The organism is Streptomyces sp. NPDC058371 (genome assembly GCF_042723265.1).
Taxonomy (GTDB): domain Bacteria; phylum Actinomycetota; class Actinomycetes; order Streptomycetales; family Streptomycetaceae; genus Streptomyces.
Genome location: NZ_JBHXJC010000001.1, coordinates 1,036,024 through 1,052,018 on the forward strand (window position 1 = coordinate 1,036,024; position 15,995 = coordinate 1,052,018).

Here is a 15,995-nt window from a genome sequence, read left to right on the forward strand (position 1 = left end):
TGAGTCACGACTTCGCCGGTTGTGCGGAGCCGCGTGTGGGTGCCGCCGGAAGGGGCGGCAGGAACGGCAGTTGGGCCGTGGACTCCTCGTCGAGGGCCGCGCCGAGCGCGAGCAGGCACCCTGCCGTTCCGGTGCCCAGGTCCATGGAGAGCCGCATCATCTGGTGGCCGGGGAAGGCCAGTTGGCCCTGGTAGGCCATCGCGAACCAGCCCAGCGCGCCGACCTGTTCGGCCAGCCGTTCCCGGGCGGGGCCCGGCGCGGTGGTCCGGCCGAGATGCAGGATCATGCCCGCACGGCCCTGGAAGAGGCCGGGCTGCGCGTAGAAGCGGGAGGAGGCGGCGGTCAGGACGCCGGAACGGACGTGCTCCCATTCCTCGGCCTGTGGTGCACCGGGCGCCAGGGAGAGGTAGTCGTCGACGACCATGCCCAGGCCCACGCTGCCGTCCCCGAGATAGGGCAGCGTGCGCCACCCCTCGTCGACTTCGAGACTGCCGCCCTTCTGCACCACGCAGCACTCCAGGTCCCGGCGCAGCGCATCGGTCGCCGCGTCGAGCAACTCCGGGTCACCGATGGCCTCGTACTGCCGGAGCAGGAAGAGCGCGGGGCCGCTCGCACCGCGCAGCAGCCCGGCCCGCCGGCGGGGCGTGTCGGGGCGCGGCTCGGCGAGCCGGCGCACCAGCAGGGCCGCCGCCTCGGCCGCCCGCTCGGCCAGTGCGGGCTCGCCCGTCGTGCGGGCGAGCTGCCCGAGGACCAGGCCGACCCCGGCGAGGCCGCCGTGCAGGTCGGAGGAGAGCTTCTGCCACCGCTCCCGCAGGATCCCGTCGAGCAGGTCAAGGGCGCGCTGCCGGTGCCCGAGCCGGTCGAGGACGTAGGCGACGCCCGCGAGACCGTCGTAGAGCCCGAGGGGCGTCCCGGCCGGGACCGGGTCCGTGTGCGCGAGGAGCCAGCGCTCGCCCTCCTCGAACCGCCCGGCGCCGGTTTCGGCGAGCGCGTGGAGCACGCCCGCGGCACCGTGCGCGAGGCCGAGCCCGCCGCCGTCGGAGAACTGGGCGATGTCGCCGGGGAAGAGCCGGTCGTCCCGCTCCGGTGTGGCCGAGGCGAGGATGGCCTTCACCATCGAGTCGCGGCTGTAGGGCCAGTCACCTGGTTCGGCGAGGGCGGCGAAGGGGGAGGTGGCGCCGACGGGGAGGGACGCGCCGGGCGCCTGCGGGCCGAGGGCGGCACCCGCGACCGGCCGGTCGCTCGCGGCTCCCGGGGCGGGGCGGCCCCGGGAGTCCTCCGCGCCGGCACGGTCATGGGCCGTCCCCGCGGCGCCGCAGTCGCGGGTGATCTCCGCGACCGCCTCGTCGAGGAACTCGCGGGGCACGTCGGGGAACTGGCCCGCGATGACCTCGGCCAGGTGCGCCGCCTTGCCGCGGTCCACCACGAACAGCGTGGTGACCGGCATGAACAGGGCGAGCCGCAGACATGCCAGCGCATACCGGTCGACGTCCGCTCCGGTGCGGTCCGGCGGTGCGAAGAATCCCGGATGGGCGACGACCTGGCGGCCGTTCTCCTCGATCGGTGCCGCCGCCTCGAAGTCGAGCAGGGAGACGGTCTCCTCGTCGGGGGCGATCATGATGTTGAAGACATGCAGGTCGTTGAAGACGATCCCGCGTCCGTGCACCGCCTCGACGGCCGCCTCGACCCCCTGGTGGATGCGCAGCGCCCAGGCCGTGTAGGCGGCCACGGCGTCCGGGTCCGGGTCGGGAGCGAGCAGGGGATGGCGCTCGGCGAAGAACGAGTTGAGGGGCCGTCCCTCGAGGAATTCCATGACGAGGAAGCGGTGGTCACCGAGGGTGAACCAGTCCCGCACCTCGGGCACCACGCCCAGCCCCGACACCTGCTCAAGGGCGTACTTCTCGCGCGCCAGCCGGCTGATCGCGTCGGCCCCGTCCGCGGCGAGACCCGCGTGGGGCCGGCCCTCCTTGAGGACCACCTTGCTGCCGTCACGGGTGTCCGTGCCCGCGTACACCCCGCCGCCGTTCGAGAAGTGCAGTGCCTTCTCGATGCGGTACGGGAGGTCGCCGACCGTCGTCGTGTTGCGCGCGGCGAGCTGCGGCTCCAGGAACGCGGGCAGCGTCACCCAGTCCGGGACGTGGAAGGACGGCTTGCGGTGGTCCGGCACCAGCCTGCCCTCGGCGTCCTGGACGGCGAGGACCAGCGTGCCGCGCTCGTCCACCACGAAGGACCGCGCGAAGGCGCCGTAGCGGACGTACAGCGGTCCCTCGTTCCAGCGCAGGTCGGTGAGGATGTACGGCCCTTCCAAGCCGTCGAGGAGCTCGCCCAGTTCACGCAGGACGAGGTGGAGCTGCTCCTCGCCCGCCGGATAGACGGTGACGAACTTCCCGCTGGTGTCGCGCGCCGCGTACTTGGTGTTCCGCAGGTGCAGCAGGTGCGGTCCCGGCACGAACTTGAACGGGATGCGCCGCGGCACGCAGTAGTCCCACACGGTGGCGGCGATCCGCTCCGCGTTCGCCCGGTTGGCCGAAGCGTGGATCTTCCAGCCCTGGGCGGGTCCGGGGAGTGGACGCCCCTCGTCGTCGACCGGCGTCAGTGTCAGCCAGTCGCCGATCCGGTCCGCGTGCCACCCCTCGGGTGCCTCGCGCCGGGCCGTCTCGTACACGGGAGCGGCGCCCTGCTCGCCCACGGACAGGCGGTCCGGCGTCTCGTAGAAGTGTCTGTCGGCCAGCGCGTAGACCTCGTACCGCTTGTCCATTCCATCCCCCCTCGGCCAGGTGTCTTCGAGGCTTCCAGTCCGGCTGTGGCCCCGAAAGTCACGCCTGTCACGACATCCCCGTGAGGAACTCACGAGTCAAGTAGCGTTCGAATATGTTCGAGTAAAAACGCTTTGCCGCAGGCCCCAAGGGCCCGGAACGGTCACAGGGGCTGCGCGAGCGTCGCAGAAGCGCTGTAATTGCGGACGTGGTCAGTGAGGGCGCGACGGGACGCAGAACGAGAACGCTGCGTGCCGAACTTGCCCTCAAGACGCTCACCGCCGACCTCGGCTCCCGCGAACGGCTGCGCCGCGTCCTCGAACAGGCGCTCGTCTTCGCCGGGGCCACCCTCGCCGCCGTGTACGCCCCGGGGGAGAACGGTGACGAGTTGTGCCTCGTCGAGTCGGCCGGCGTACCCAGGACGCTGTACGGGATGCGGGACAGCTATCCCGCGTCCGGGGGAGCTCCCGCCGCCGAGGTGCACCGCTCCGGCCGGCCGCTGTGGCTCTCTCCGGAGGAACTCGGCCGCTGGGCGGACGCCCGGCGGCTGCCGGCCCAGGAGTTCTCGCTGGCCGTGCTGCCGCTGAGCGACGGCGGCAGCCTGGTCGCCGTCAGTGAGCACGAGGGCGGCTTCGACACCGACGACCGCGAGTGCCTCGCCCTGCTCGCCGACGCCGCCGCCAGCCCCGCGCGCACCCCGGCGGGCGAGCCCGACGAACTGGCCGCCAGTTCCTTCAGCCTCGCCATGGACAGCGGCCGGGTCGAGGTCGACGACGAGATGCTGGAGCTGTTCGGGATCGGCCCGGACGAGTTCGACGGCAAGGTGGAGACCCTGCTCTCGCTGACCGTGCCGGAGGACCTGCCCTCGCTGATGTCGGTGGTCGAGGCCGACCACATGTCCATCGGCGACCGCGAACTGGAGTTCCGCATCCTCCAGCCGTCCGGTGCGCCCAGGTGGCTGCGGCTGCGCGGCAGGCTGCTCCCCGGGGGCGACGGCCGTCCGGCACGGCTCGTCGGCACGGTCGCCGACGCCTCGAAACTGCGCTCCGGGGTCAACGACGTCGCCCGCGTCCAGCGGCTCGCCGCGGCGCTGGCCACCGCGGGCACGGTCCGCGACGTCAGCCATGCCGTGGTCGCCGCCCTGCGCAAGCCCCTGCAGGCCGACCGGATCGCCCTCGCCGAGCTGGAGGGGGACCGCCTCGTCGTCACGGTCCTGGACCCCCCGGAGCCGAACGTGTGGCCCGAGCTGTGGCGCAACGAATGGCGCTCGGAGTGGCCGGACGCGCCCGTACGCACCATGCCGACCCTCGCGGCGGCCCTGCGGGAGGGCCGTGCCGCCATCTGGCCCGCCGGCACCCCGCTGGAACCCGCGCTCGCCGACGTCGGCCCCGGCGGTCTCGCCGTGCTGCCGCTGCCCGCCGGCGGTCGCATGGCCGGCGCCTGTCTGATCGGCTGGGACGACCCGCACGACTTCGGCCCCGACGAGCGCGCCCTGCTCACCGCCGCCGCGGGTCTCGCCGGGCAGGCGCTGATGCGCGCCCACGCCTTCGACGCCGAACACGAACTGGTCGGCATGCTCCAGCGCACCCTCCTGCCGCGCCGGCTGCCCCGGCTGCCCGGCGCGGTCGCCGTCGCCCGCTATCTGCCCACCACGGCCGGCCTGGAGGTCGGCGGCGACTGGTACGACGTGATCCCGCTGCCCGACAACCACGTGGCCCTGGTCATCGGCGACGTCCAGGGACACAACGCCGGAGCCGCCACCCTCATGGGCCAGATGCGCACGGCCCTGCGTGCGTACGCCGTCGAAGGGCACCCCCCGGACGTCGTCGTCTCGCTCGCCAACCGCCTCCTGATGGACATGGAGACCGACCTCTTCGCCACCTGTTGCTATGTCGACATCGACATGGAGGAGGGCTCCGCCTGGTTCGTCCGCGCCGGACACGTGCCCCCGGTACTGCGTCACCCCGACGGCAGTACGGAGATCGCCGAGTCCGAGGGCGGCCCCCCGCTCGGCGTCATCCGGCAGGCCGACTACCCGATGAGCCCGCTGCGCCTCCAGCCCGGCACCGTGGTGGCCCTGACCACGGACGGCCTGGTCGAGTCCGCGGAGCTCGACGTCGAGGACGGCATGAACCGGCTCGCCGCGGAGCTCGCGGCCGCCGACCCCGCCCACCTCGGCCTCGTGGCCGACGCCCTGCTCGCGGACGCCAACCGCAGCGACGACGTGGCCCTGCTCCTCATGCGCTACGACGGCATGGCGCTGCGTCCGCTGCGGGAGAGCTGGTCGGTCTGGCGGGTGCCCGAGGCGGTCCGGCACGCCCGCCGCTTCACCCGGCGCACCCTGCGCCTGTGGGGCATCGCGGAGGAGCCGGACGCCGTACTCCTCGTGGTCTCGGAACTGGTCACCAACGCCCTCGTGCACACCGACGGCCAGGTGCGGCTCGACCTCACGCTCATCAACAGCCGGCTGCGGGTCGCCGTCGCCGACAACTCACCGCGTACGCCGATCAAGCCGACGAGCATCGGCTGGGAGGCCACCGGAGGCCGGGGCATCCTCCTCGTCGAGGCCATGTCGGCGACCTGGGGGACCGTGCCGGTGAGCGGGGGCAAGCAGGTGTGGAGCGAACTCGTTCTCGAGTGACGCGTGATCGCCCCGGATGACACCCTGGGAGCGTGCGCCTGCTGCTGATGTCCGACACCCACCTGCCCAAGCGTGCCAAGGAGCTGCCCCCTCGGCTCCTCGCCGAACTTCCGCTCGCCGACGTGGTGATCCACGCGGGCGACTGGGTGGACATGGCCACCCTCGACCTGCTCGAGGACCGGTCGGCCCGGTTCATCGGCGTGTACGGCAACAACGACGGGCCCGACCTGCGTGCCCGCCTCCCCGAGATCGCCCGCGCCGAACTGGGCGGCCTGCGCTTCGGCGTCGTCCACGAGACCGGCGCCGCCCAGGGCCGCGAGCGCCGCTGCGCGGAGCGGTTCCCCGACCTGGACGTCCTCGTCTTCGGGCACAGCCACATCCCCTGGGACACGACCACGGAGACCGGCCTGCGCCTCCTCAACCCCGGTTCGCCGACCGACCGCCGCCGGCAGCCCCACTGCACGTATCTCACCGCGACGGTGGCCGACGGCGCGCTCACGGACGTACACCTGCACCGGTTGCCGCCGCGGACCTGACCCGCGGCGACTCGCGATCCGTGACGAAGGGCGCCATCCGGACCAGCGCCGGGGCGGATCCGTCGGGAGGAGGTGACACGTCCTTTCCGGAGGAGCCGGCGGGTCGCGTCACCCGGAATTGAGTGGACACGCGGTCCGTTCGCGGCTGGGATGGCGGGGTGTTGATCGATACCGACCTCGTCCGCCGCCTGCTCGCCGCGCAGTTCCCGCAGTGGGCCCAACTGCCGCTCTCGCCGGTCCCGTTGTCCGGGATGGACAACGCGACCTTCCGTCTGGGCGAGGAACTGTCCGTACGCCTGCCGCGGTTCGAGCGGTGGATGGGGCAGGTGGAGCGGGAGCACAGGTGGCTGCCGTGGCTCGCCGCCCAACTGCCGATGCCCGTCTCCGAACCGATCGCGCAGGGCCGGCCGGGGGAGGGCTACCCGTACCCCTGGTCCGTCTACCGATGGCTGGAGGGAGAGACGGCGAACGGGCAGGCGCTCGCCGATCCGGCCGAAGCGGCCCTGAAACTGGCCGGGTTCATCACGGCCCTGCAGAAGATCGACCCGACCGGAGGCCCCGGTCCGCAGTGGAGCAACGCCTTCCGTGGCGTTCCGCTGGGCGACGACCGGGACTCGCTGGCCTCGGAGGCACGCGTCCGGCCCAAGATCGCGGCACTGGAGGGCATGGTCGACATCGAGGCGGTCACGGCGGTGTGGGAGGCGGCTCTCGCCGCGCCGGCCTGGGACCGTCCGCCGGTGTGGATCCACGGCGACCTCGCGACCGGCAACCTCCTCGCGGTGGAGGGCAGGCTGAGCGCCGTCATCGACTTCGGGACGCTCGCGGTCGCCGACCCGGCCGTCGACCTGCTGCCCGCCTGGCAGTTCCTGCCCGCTGAGACGCGTGGCGTCTTCCGTGGGGCGCTCGATGTCGACGACGCGACCTGGGCGCGGGGCCGCGGCTGGGCACTGGCCGGTTCGCTGCCCGTGCCGGACGACCCCTTCTTCCAGAAGGATCCGGGCCGGATCACGGCCGCGCTGCGGCACCTGGACGGGCTCATCGAGGATCACCGCGAAAACGGGGCTTGAACGGGCCGCCGGCGGCGGCGTGCGCAACGACAAGGGCAGGGGAACCGCGGTGTTGAAGCAGCCGCCGGTGGGATCGTCGGCGACGACCTGTGCCATGCGGACGATGATCTCGGCGCCCTCCTGGACGGTTTGCGTGCCGGTGTTCCCGTTCAGGTCCGTCGCGCCGGGCTCGACCGCGTAGATCCAGATGTCCAGGACAGGGGCGGACCATCGTCGGTGACGTCCCGGAGCAGCGCCCGCGCGCCGAGTCGCCCGGCGGCCCGGTGTCCGCGCTCCGCGTCACGGCTGCCGACGTAGACCGGGTGGCCCGCGGTCACGAGCCGGCGGGCGGTCTCGAACCCGAGACCCTTGTTCGCTCCGGTGATCAGTGTTGTGGTCATGCCTCCGGGTTCCGGCCCGTGCCCGCGGCCGGCCAGGCGTCCGGTCTTCCTGGGACCGGCAGTACCAGGCAGCCGGCCGGTACCCCGGGCACACTGGAGGCATGGCAACGGCGGAGTCCGGACAGGCGCTGCGCCGCTGGCGCGGCGACCGGGTCCCACCCGAGGCCGCCGGGCTCCCGGCCGGCGGGCAGCGGCGCGCGGCCGGACTGCGCCGCGAGGAGCTGGCCCTGCTGGCCGGCGTCTCCGTCGACTACGTCACCCGCCTCGAACAGGGCCGCGCTTCGCACCCGTCGGCCCAGGTCGTCGAGGCGCTGGCCAGAGCGCTGCGGTTGTCGGGCGAGGAGCGCGCCCACCTGTTCCGGCTGGCCGGTCTGGTGCCGCCAGGACCGGAGACGGTGCCCGCGTACGTCTCGCCGAGCGTCCAGCGGCTGCTGGACAGACTGACCGGCACACCCGTCGCGGTCTACGACGCGTCCTGGACCCTGCTCCTCGCCAACCCGCCGTACGCGGCACTGATGGGCGATCCGTCCGGTCGGCGTGGCCCCGAACGCAACGGCGTGTGGCGCCACTTCGTCGGTCCGGGCAGCCGGGCCCGGCACACCCCGGAGTCCCTGCGCGCGTTCGAGGCCGCGCTGGTCGCCGATCTGCGGCGGCCGCCGCCCGGTATCCCGCCGACCGGCAGCTGCGGCGCCTGATCACGGAGTTGCGCACCAACAGCGACCGGTTCGCCGAGTGGTTGGAGTCCGGCGCGGTGGGTCACCACGAGGCCGCGCAGAAGACCATCGATCATCCGCAGGTGGGTCCCGTGACGCTGGACTGCGACGTGCTCACCGTGACCGGCAGCGACCTGCGCATCATGGTCTACACGGCCGAGCCCGGCACCGAGGACGCCGACCGCCTCGCCCTGCTGACCGCGCTCGGCACCCAGCGGCTCGTCGGATAGCCGCCCCGCCGGGCGAACGGCGACCGCGCACCGGATCCCGCGGCCTTGACAGCCCGGTCGCCCAGGGCTGCCCCGTCCTCCGGACGTGCAGGTCAACACCCGGTGCGGGCCACCTCCCGAACCGTCGCTGCCACTTCCCGCATGCACGGTTTCCGGACTCGTCCCGCTTCCGGGCGCGTTGCGGGCTCTGAGAGGCCGATCGAGGGGTACGCGGTCTTCGAGCTTGAAGTGTCGTCGGGGGGTACGCGGTGTACGAGCCGTGGTCATCCGGGCGGCGAGGCCGTCCGCGCATCCGCCGGGCGGTTCTGTCGATGGAGGTGGTCATGGACCGGGCGTCCACACTGCACAGCCTCGCCGGAAGGGCGGCCGGGCACCGTACGCGCATCCGAGTCGCCGCGGTGGCGGCCGCCGGAACCGTGGCCCTGACGGCCTGCAGCGGGACGTCGGGCGGCGACGACGCCAAGGGGGACTCGGGCTCGCACCGGATATCCGTCGCGCCGGCGTCCGGCGCCTCGGCGGTGTCCGTGAAGAAGAAGGTGACCGTGCGGGCGGGCAGCGGGAAGCTCACCTCCGTGCAGGTGACGGCCCCCGGACCCGGCGCACTCCACGGTTCGTTCTCCAAGGACAGGAGTTCCTGGACGTCCACGGCCCGGCTGGCTCCCGGAGTGACGTACGCGCTGACCGCCGGCGCGACGGCGTCCGACGGCAAGAAGCTCACCGAACACGAGAAGTTCACCACCGCGGAGCCCACCAAGGCGCAGACCGTCATCGGCGAGTACAACGTCGAGCGGGACTCGACGGTGGGCGTCGGGCTGCCCGTGTCGATCGTCTTCAACAAGCCGGTCACCGACAAGGCGGCCGTCGAGCGCCGCCTGCGGGTCACCTCGTCGCCCGCCGTGGTGGGCGCATGGAGCTGGCTCAAGGACCGAAACGGCAAGGACCGGGTCGACTACCGGCCCCGTACGTACTGGAAGCCGGGCACCAAGGTCAGCCTGCGCATGAACCTCGACGGCGTCGCCGCCGGCGGAGGGCTGTACGGCACCCAGACCCGGAAGATCGACTTCACCGTCCGCAAGGCCGTCGTCACCACCGTCGACGTGACGAAGAAGTCGATGACCGTCACGCGCGACGGCGAGAAGCTGCGCACCCTGCCCGTCTCGACCGGAAAGAAGGGCTTCGAGACGTGGAACGGCACGATGGTGGTGCTGAGCAAGGTCCCCACCATCCGGATGGACTCCTCGACCGTCGGCATCTTCGGCCCCGAGGCGTACGACCTCGGCAAGGTCAAGTGGGATGTCCAGCTGACCACTTCGGGCACCTACGCGCACGCGGCGCCGTGGAACGAGGGCAAGTTCGGCCGGGTCAACGGAAGCCACGGCTGCATCGGCATGAGCACCTCCGACGCCAAGTGGTTCTTCCACCAGGTCCACTACGGCGACCCGGTCACCGTCGTCCACTCCAAGGACGACACCGTGCCGGTCAACAACGGCTACGGCGACTGGAACGTCGGCTGGGCCGAGTGGCAGGCGGGCAGCGCGCTCAAGTGACCCGGGAAGGACATCCCGCGCCGCCCCCGTCACCCCCGGCCGCACCTCACCGCGGATGCCGGGCGAAGACCTCGTGCAGGATGTCCAGATAGGCGCCGTGACCGCTGGAACTGGGCCAGTCCGTGGACGACTCGACCGCCGTCCCCTCGCCCCACTCGTTGTAGGTCACGACCAGCTGGAACGGCTCGCCCGACGTGGCGACGGTGGTGGCCTCGGCGCGGAACCGGTCGAGGTCCCGCGCGACCGTCGGTTTCTTGTCGGTGTTCTTCCAGAAGCCGGGGGACACGATGGCCGAGTACCCCTTCTGCACGTCCACGCCGGAGGCGTACTGGTGCCAGCCCTCCGGCTGGGAGGCGCAGTCCTGGTAGCCGCCGAACACCTTCAGCACGACGTAGTACCCCTCGGTCCTGTTGGCCCGGGTCCACCGGTCGGCCATGTCGCACCCGTCGTCCCCGCCGCCGTACACGAAGATCACCGGCTTGCCGTCGACGTGCAGCCAGGTCTTCTTGCCGGAGTACTTGCGCAGGTATTCCAGGCTCTTCCTGATCTCCGTCGCCGAGGGGTCGGTGTACGCCTCGTGCTCGTAGTAGACCGTCCAGGAGAAGCCGAGTTCCGCGCCCTTGGACATCAGCAGGGGCAGCCGCTCGTCCTCGCGCTTGCCCTCGCCCCACCAGGAGGAGATGCCGGCCTGGAGGCCGCCGTACTGCATGTCCTTGATCTGGCGCTCGACGGTGGCCGCTCTGTCGACGTCGTACTTGCCTGCCGAGGGCGTGTACTGGCTGCCCCCGCCGGCGAAGTTCTCCGGGTACCACGGGTAGTAGAAGGCGGCCCGTACCGGCAGCTTCGTGTTCGTGACGGCAGCCGTGTGCGCGGGAGCCGCCTTCGGCGCCGCGGACTTGGGGGAGGCCTTCGCGCCGGGCCGCGCGGTCGAGGAGGCCGTGGTCTTCGCGGCGGACGGGGTGGCGGTCGGCCGGGCGCCGGCGGCTGCCGGGGCCGAGGCGGCGGCGGCGGACGGCGTACGACCGTCCCGCTCGTCCTGTCCGAACACGCCGAGGACGTACGCGACGGTGGTCGCGACGAGGGCCAGGGCAGCCGCGGAGGCGAGCACCGCGGCCTTGCCCGCCGGGACGCCGCCGGACCTCCGGGCGGCCCGGATCGCCGCCCGCCCGGCCCCGGAGGGGCCCTGGAAGGCCACGGTGGACGGATCGCTGCCGGCCGGCCCGGCGCCACCGCCGGCCGCGCCCCAGGCCATCAGCGCCGGCAGGACCGGCGGCACGGCCACCAGCGCCAGATCCGCCAGCAGACGCTCGGCCGGCACCATGTCGAGGGGCAGGCCCTCGCACGCCGGACAGGTGCGCACATGCTTGGCGATCCGCTTGCGCCACAGACCGGCGGGGCGCCCGTCCCACCCGCGGAGATCCGCGTCCAGGTCCGGGCACCGCGGTACCGCGCCGACTGCGCGGACCACCGCCCGAGCGATCTCCAGCCGGGCCTTCATCCGCTGCACCCGTACCGCGGCGTGCGGCATCGGCAGTTCCATCGCCGTGGCCAGTTCGGCCCGGGTCAGCCGGCCGGCGACCTCCATCCACCACAGGGACAGCAGCTGCCGGTCGTCGGTGTCCAGCCACCGGGTGGCCTCGGCCGTCTCCTGCCGCTGTCCCGACAGGCTCAGCACGGTGATCGTCAGATCGACGAAGTCGGCCCCCGGATCGGCGAGCAGGGCCGTCTCTTCCAGGCCCTCGAGGCCGGCGGTCGCCGGCGCGCCGCGCCGCGTTCGCCAGTGCCGGCGCACCTGCCGCATCGCGATGGCGACGAGCCAGGAGCGGAACGCCTCGGGATCCCGCAGCGTCCGCACGTCGCGGATCATCTGCAGCATGATCTCCTGCACGACGTCATCGGTGTCGGCCGGGGCGTCCAGCGCGCGTCCCACGATGTTGTAGATCAGGGGCAGGTAGTCGGCCACCATGGTGTCCAGGGCCCGTTGGTCGCCGTCCTGCGCGGCACGCACGAGCGCGACCTGGGCCCGGGACGCCGCCGGCCCGTCGTATCCGCTGGGTGAATTCTCGGTCATGACTGGAGGAGGGCTCCCGGTCGGCGTCGGCATAACAGAAATCCGCGCATCAGCTTCGCACCGCCCGCTCCGGCGGGTCCGCCCGCACCCGCCCTTACCGGCTCGACGGGAGAAAGTACGCCGACCTCGGCGCCCTGTATCGGGAGAAACCACGCCAACCTTCGTGCCCTGTCGTCCTTCCGCCGTCCATAGGATCTAATGGGCAGCCGCACGCTGGTTGGACGGATGCCGGGCATCACCGGTCGACAACTCCACCCTTGATCCGTGCGGCCCTCGACTCCGGATGGTTATGGATGCCTGCCTCTCCCCGTCGCGACCCCGCGCCTGTCGTTCCGAGCACGCCGGGCGCGCCGGCCGCGCCGCAGCACCACGATCTGTTTCTCCAGCCGCGCTACACGGTGGAGCTCCCGCCCCTGGAGGACGAGGAGGACGTGTCCGAGCCCGCTCCGTCCTTCCCCGCCCGCCGGCGGCGCGAGACCACGCGCGGACGCTGACCTCCCGCTGAGCGGGCGGTGACGCGCGGTGCGGCTCCGCCTGTTCCCCGGTGTGCAGGCGGCCGCGCAACTCACCCCGGCGTCGTGCCGGTTGGGTGAATCGCGCCAGCGGTGGCCGTCAGCGGGGCACCGGTGCCGCCCCAGCGCAGGGCGACGATCTCCGCGGCGACGGAGACCGCCACCTCCTCGGGTGTCCGCGCCCCGAGATCGAGCCCGACCGGTGAGCGCAGCCGGGACAGTTCGCGCTCACCCACCCCGGCCTCCCGCAGTCGTCGCATCCGCTCCTCGTGGGTACGGCGGCTGCCCATCGCCCCGATGTACGCGGCGGGCCGGCGCAGCGCCTCCTCCAGGAGGGGTACGTCGAACTTGGGGTCGTGGGTGAGGACGCAGATCACCGTACGTGCGTCGGTGTCCGTGCCGCTCAGGTAGCGGTGCGGCCAGTCGACGACGACCTCGACACCCGCCGGAAAGCGCTCGGGTGTCGCGAAGACCGGGCGGGCGTCGCACACCGTGACCCGATGGCCGAGGAAGACCCCGATACGGGCCACCGCCGCCGCGTAGTCGATCGCGCCGAAGACGAGCATCCGTGGCGGTGGGGCGAACGAGTGCAGGAAGACGGTGACGTCGTCCTCGCGGCGCTCGCCGTTGGGTCCGTAGTGGCGCAGTCCGGTGGCGCCCAGGGCCAGTTCACCCCGCGCGTCGGCGGCGACGGCGGCGTCGAGGCCGGCCGGCCCGAGCGTGCCCGCCACTACCTCGGCCGCGCCGCGTTCTCCGTCCGGCCGGACGGCGAGGGTCGCTCCGCGCGGTGCCGGTCCGTCGATCACCGTCGCGACGGTCACCGGATGCCCCGCCGCCACCGAATCGGCGACCGCCCCGAAGGACGGATCCTCGTCCGGTGTCACCCGGCGGACGAGGACCGTGATCTCGCCGCCGCAGGTCAGCCCCACGGCGAAGGCGTCCTCGTCGCTGTAGCCGAAGGTCTCCAGACGTGCCTCGCCGCTCGCCACGACCTCCTGCGCCAGCTCGAAGACCGCGCCTTCGACACAGCCGCCGGACACGCTGCCCACCACCTCGTCGCCCGGGCCCACGGCCATGGCCGCCCCGGGGTCCCGCGGCGCGCTGCGGCTGACCGCGACGACCGTGGCGAGGCCGAACGGCGCTCCGCGCGCGTACCACCGGCTCAGCGCCGGAAGGATCTCGCGCATCTCTCGCTCCCTTCGGCGCGACGACGATCTCCCTCAAGGTTCCGCGCCCTTCCCCGCTCCCGCCAGCAGGACCGGCCGGCCGGGCCGTACGAAGGCGCATTCGGGTGCGGCCCGGGCACGACCACCACCTTGCCCGCGCGGCCCTTGTTGAGCGTTAATCCGTTGCCGTCGCACACGATCGCCTGCTGCACTACGGGGGACCAGTCGTCCCGGTGTCAGGAGCAGCAATGCGAGCAACGTTCATGTCCGTCCCGGAAGGAATGACCCCCTCTTCAAAGGACATGACACGCGGTGCACATGCTGAACCTGGGAATTCTCGCGCACGTAGACGCCGGTAAGACCAGCCTGACCGAGCGGCTGCTGCACTCCGTCGGGATCATCGACGAGATCGGCAGCGTCGACGCCGGCAGCACCCGGACCGACTCCCTCGCACTGGAGCGGCAGCGCGGGATCACCATCAAGTCCGCCGTGGTGTCCTTCGCGATCGACGACAGCACGGTCAACCTGATCGACACACCCGGGCACCCGGACTTCATCGCCGAGGTGGAGCGCGTGCTGGGCGTCCTCGACGGCGCGGTGCTCGTCGTCTCGGCCGTGGAGGGCGTACAGGCGCAGACCCGTGTACTGATGCGGACGCTGCAGCGGCTGCGGATCCCGACGCTCGTCTTCGTGAACAAGATCGACCGCCGGGGAGCGCGGTACGAGGAGCTGCTGGAGAGCATCTCCGCGAGGCTCACCCCGGCGATCGTCCCCATGGGCGAGGTCGCCCGACGGGGCACACGGGACGCCGGCTTCACCCCCTTCGCCGCGGCCCGCCTCCGGGCCCCCCTGCTCGACGTGCTGGCCGCGCACGACGACGAGCTGCTCGCCGCCTACGTCGAAGGAGACGTGCCCGACGACCGGCTGCGCTCGGCCCTGGCGCGGCAGACCGGGCAGGCCCTGGTGCACCCCGTGTTCTTCGGCTCGGCCATCACCGGGGCGGGCGTCCCGGAGCTGATCGCCGGCATCAAGGAGCTGCTCCCCGCCGCCGAGGGTGATGCCGGCGGCCCGGTCTCGGGCACCGTCTTCAAGGTCGAGCGCGGACCTGCCGGGGAGAAGATCGCGTACGCGCGGATGTTCTCGGGGACCCTGCGTACGCGTGACCGGATTCCCTTCCGGGACGGCGAGGAGGCCAAGGTCACCGCGATCAGCGTGTTCGACCGCGGCGCGGAGGTCCGGGGCACGTCCGTCGCCGCCGGCCGGATCGGCAAGCTATGGGGCCTCGGTGACATCCGCATCGGCGACGCCTTCGGGACACCGGCGAAGACCGAGGACGAGCATCTCTTCGCCCCGCCGACCCTCGAAACGGTCGTCGTCGCGACCCGGCCCGGCGACAAGGGCGCCCTGCACCTCGCGCTCACCCAACTCGCCGAGCAGGACCCGCTGATCAACCTGCGCCAGGACGAGGTGCGGCAGGAGATCTCCGTATCGCTGTACGGCGAGGTGCAGAAGGAGGTCATCCAGGCGACGCTGGCCGACGAGTTCGGTATCGATGTCACCTTCGAGGAGACGACGGCGATCTGCATCGAGCGGCCCGAGGGCTCGGGCAGCGCGGTCGAGTTCAACGGCAAGGCTCCGAATCCCTTCCTCGCGACCGTCGGGCTGCGGGTGGATCCGGCGCCGGTCGGCAGCGGTGTGGAGTTCCGGCTGGAGGTCGAGCTCGGTTCGATGCCGTACGCCTTCTTCAAGGCGATCGAGGACTCCGTGCGGGACACCCTGCGGGAGGGGATCCACGGCTGGCAGGTCACCGACTGCACGGTCACCATGACCCACTCCGGTTACTCGCCCCGCCAGAGCCACGCCCACCAGGGCTTCGACAAGAGCATGTCGAGCACGGGCGCCGACTTCCGCGGGGTGACCCCGCTGGTCCTGATGACCGCGCTGCGGCGGGCGGGCGGCCGGGTGCACGAGCCGATGCACCGCTTCCGGCTGGAGACGCCCGGGGACACGCTGGCCGCGGTCCTGCCGGTGCTGGCGAAACTGCGCGCCGTACCGCAGACCACGGAGACAAGGGGTGACGCGAGTGTGCTGGAGGGCCGGATCCCGGCGGCCCAGGTCCATGAACTGGAGCAGCTGCTCCCCGGGTTGACGCGCGGCGAGGGTGAACTGGAAGCGGCCTTCGACCACTACGCGCCGATCGCCCGCGGCACCGTCCCGCAGCGGCCGCGCACCGACCACAACCCGCTCGACCGCAAGGAGTATCTGCTGAACGTGACGCGCAGGGTCGGAAGTTGAGCCGAGCGGGGCGGGGCGGCAGCCGGTGGTGCGCCCGGTTCCGGAGTGGCGCGGGGAACGACCGCGGAGTCAGGGGGTGTT

Annotated in this window: 9 protein-coding genes and 2 pseudogenes; 7 read left to right on the top strand and 4 right to left on the bottom strand. The window is 72.5% G+C overall.

Annotated features, from left to right (window positions below; genetic code table 11):
* Window positions 1-4: 4 nt before the first annotated feature.
* Window positions 5-2,758 carry a class III lanthionine synthetase LanKC gene (gene lanKC / locus ACFWM2_RS04480; RefSeq protein WP_383272887.1) on the bottom strand — a complete coding sequence of 918 codons (2,754 nt, stop codon included), beginning with the start codon at window positions 2,756-2,758 and terminating at the stop codon, window positions 5-7.
* A 206-nt stretch (window positions 2,759-2,964) separates the two neighbouring features.
* Here lanKC and ACFWM2_RS04485 point away from each other — a divergent pair, with 206 nt between their 5' ends.
* From ACFWM2_RS04485 to ACFWM2_RS04495, 3 genes are all read left to right on the top strand, one after another.
* Window positions 2,965-5,397 carry a SpoIIE family protein phosphatase gene (locus ACFWM2_RS04485; RefSeq protein WP_383272889.1) on the top strand — a complete coding sequence of 811 codons (2,433 nt, stop codon included), beginning with the start codon at window positions 2,965-2,967 and terminating at the stop codon, window positions 5,395-5,397.
* A 32-nt stretch (window positions 5,398-5,429) separates the two neighbouring features.
* The gene (locus ACFWM2_RS04490) at window positions 5,430-5,933 is read left to right on the top strand and encodes a metallophosphoesterase family protein (RefSeq protein WP_383272891.1); all 504 of its coding nucleotides are present in this window, start codon (window positions 5,430-5,432) and stop codon (window positions 5,931-5,933) included.
* 158 nt (window positions 5,934-6,091) lie between these two features.
* Window positions 6,092-7,000 (top strand): aminoglycoside phosphotransferase family protein, encoded by a 909-nt coding sequence (locus tag ACFWM2_RS04495; RefSeq protein ID WP_383272893.1) that lies wholly within the window; start codon window positions 6,092-6,094, stop codon window positions 6,998-7,000.
* Between the two features lie 33 nt (window positions 7,001-7,033).
* Here ACFWM2_RS04495 and ACFWM2_RS04500 read toward each other — a convergent pair.
* Window positions 7,034-7,380: pseudogene (locus tag ACFWM2_RS04500) on the bottom strand (SDR family NAD(P)-dependent oxidoreductase); the annotation flags it as partial.
* 101 nt (window positions 7,381-7,481) lie between these two features.
* Between ACFWM2_RS04500 and ACFWM2_RS04505 the strand changes: the two are divergent.
* Window positions 7,482-8,323: pseudogene (locus ACFWM2_RS04505) on the top strand (helix-turn-helix transcriptional regulator).
* 323 nt (window positions 8,324-8,646) lie between these two features.
* On the top strand, window positions 8,647-9,870 hold the full coding sequence (locus tag ACFWM2_RS04510; protein ID WP_383272895.1) for an Ig-like domain-containing protein: 1,224 nt from the start codon (window positions 8,647-8,649) through the stop codon (window positions 9,868-9,870).
* A 46-nt stretch (window positions 9,871-9,916) separates the two neighbouring features.
* Here ACFWM2_RS04510 and ACFWM2_RS04515 read toward each other — a convergent pair whose 3' ends face one another.
* Entirely contained in the window at window positions 9,917-11,941 is a 2,025-nt protein-coding gene (locus ACFWM2_RS04515; RefSeq protein WP_383272897.1) for a sigma-70 family RNA polymerase sigma factor, read from the bottom strand.
* Between the two features lie 293 nt (window positions 11,942-12,234).
* Here ACFWM2_RS04515 and ACFWM2_RS04520 point away from each other — a divergent pair, with 293 nt between their 5' ends.
* On the top strand, window positions 12,235-12,435 hold the full coding sequence (locus ACFWM2_RS04520; RefSeq protein WP_383272899.1) for a hypothetical protein: 201 nt from the start codon (window positions 12,235-12,237) through the stop codon (window positions 12,433-12,435).
* 71 nt (window positions 12,436-12,506) lie between these two features.
* Here the strand turns inward: ACFWM2_RS04520 and ACFWM2_RS04525 are convergent, their stop codons facing one another.
* Complete coding sequence (locus ACFWM2_RS04525) at window positions 12,507-13,640, bottom strand: XdhC family protein (protein ID WP_383272901.1); 1,134 nt, start codon at window positions 13,638-13,640, stop codon at window positions 12,507-12,509.
* A gap of 291 nt (window positions 13,641-13,931) precedes the next feature.
* Here ACFWM2_RS04525 and ACFWM2_RS04530 point away from each other — a divergent pair, with 291 nt between their 5' ends.
* The gene (locus tag ACFWM2_RS04530) at window positions 13,932-15,914 is read left to right on the top strand and encodes a GTP-binding protein (RefSeq protein ID WP_383272903.1); all 1,983 of its coding nucleotides are present in this window, start codon (window positions 13,932-13,934) and stop codon (window positions 15,912-15,914) included.
* Window positions 15,915-15,995: the final 81 nt, after the last annotated feature.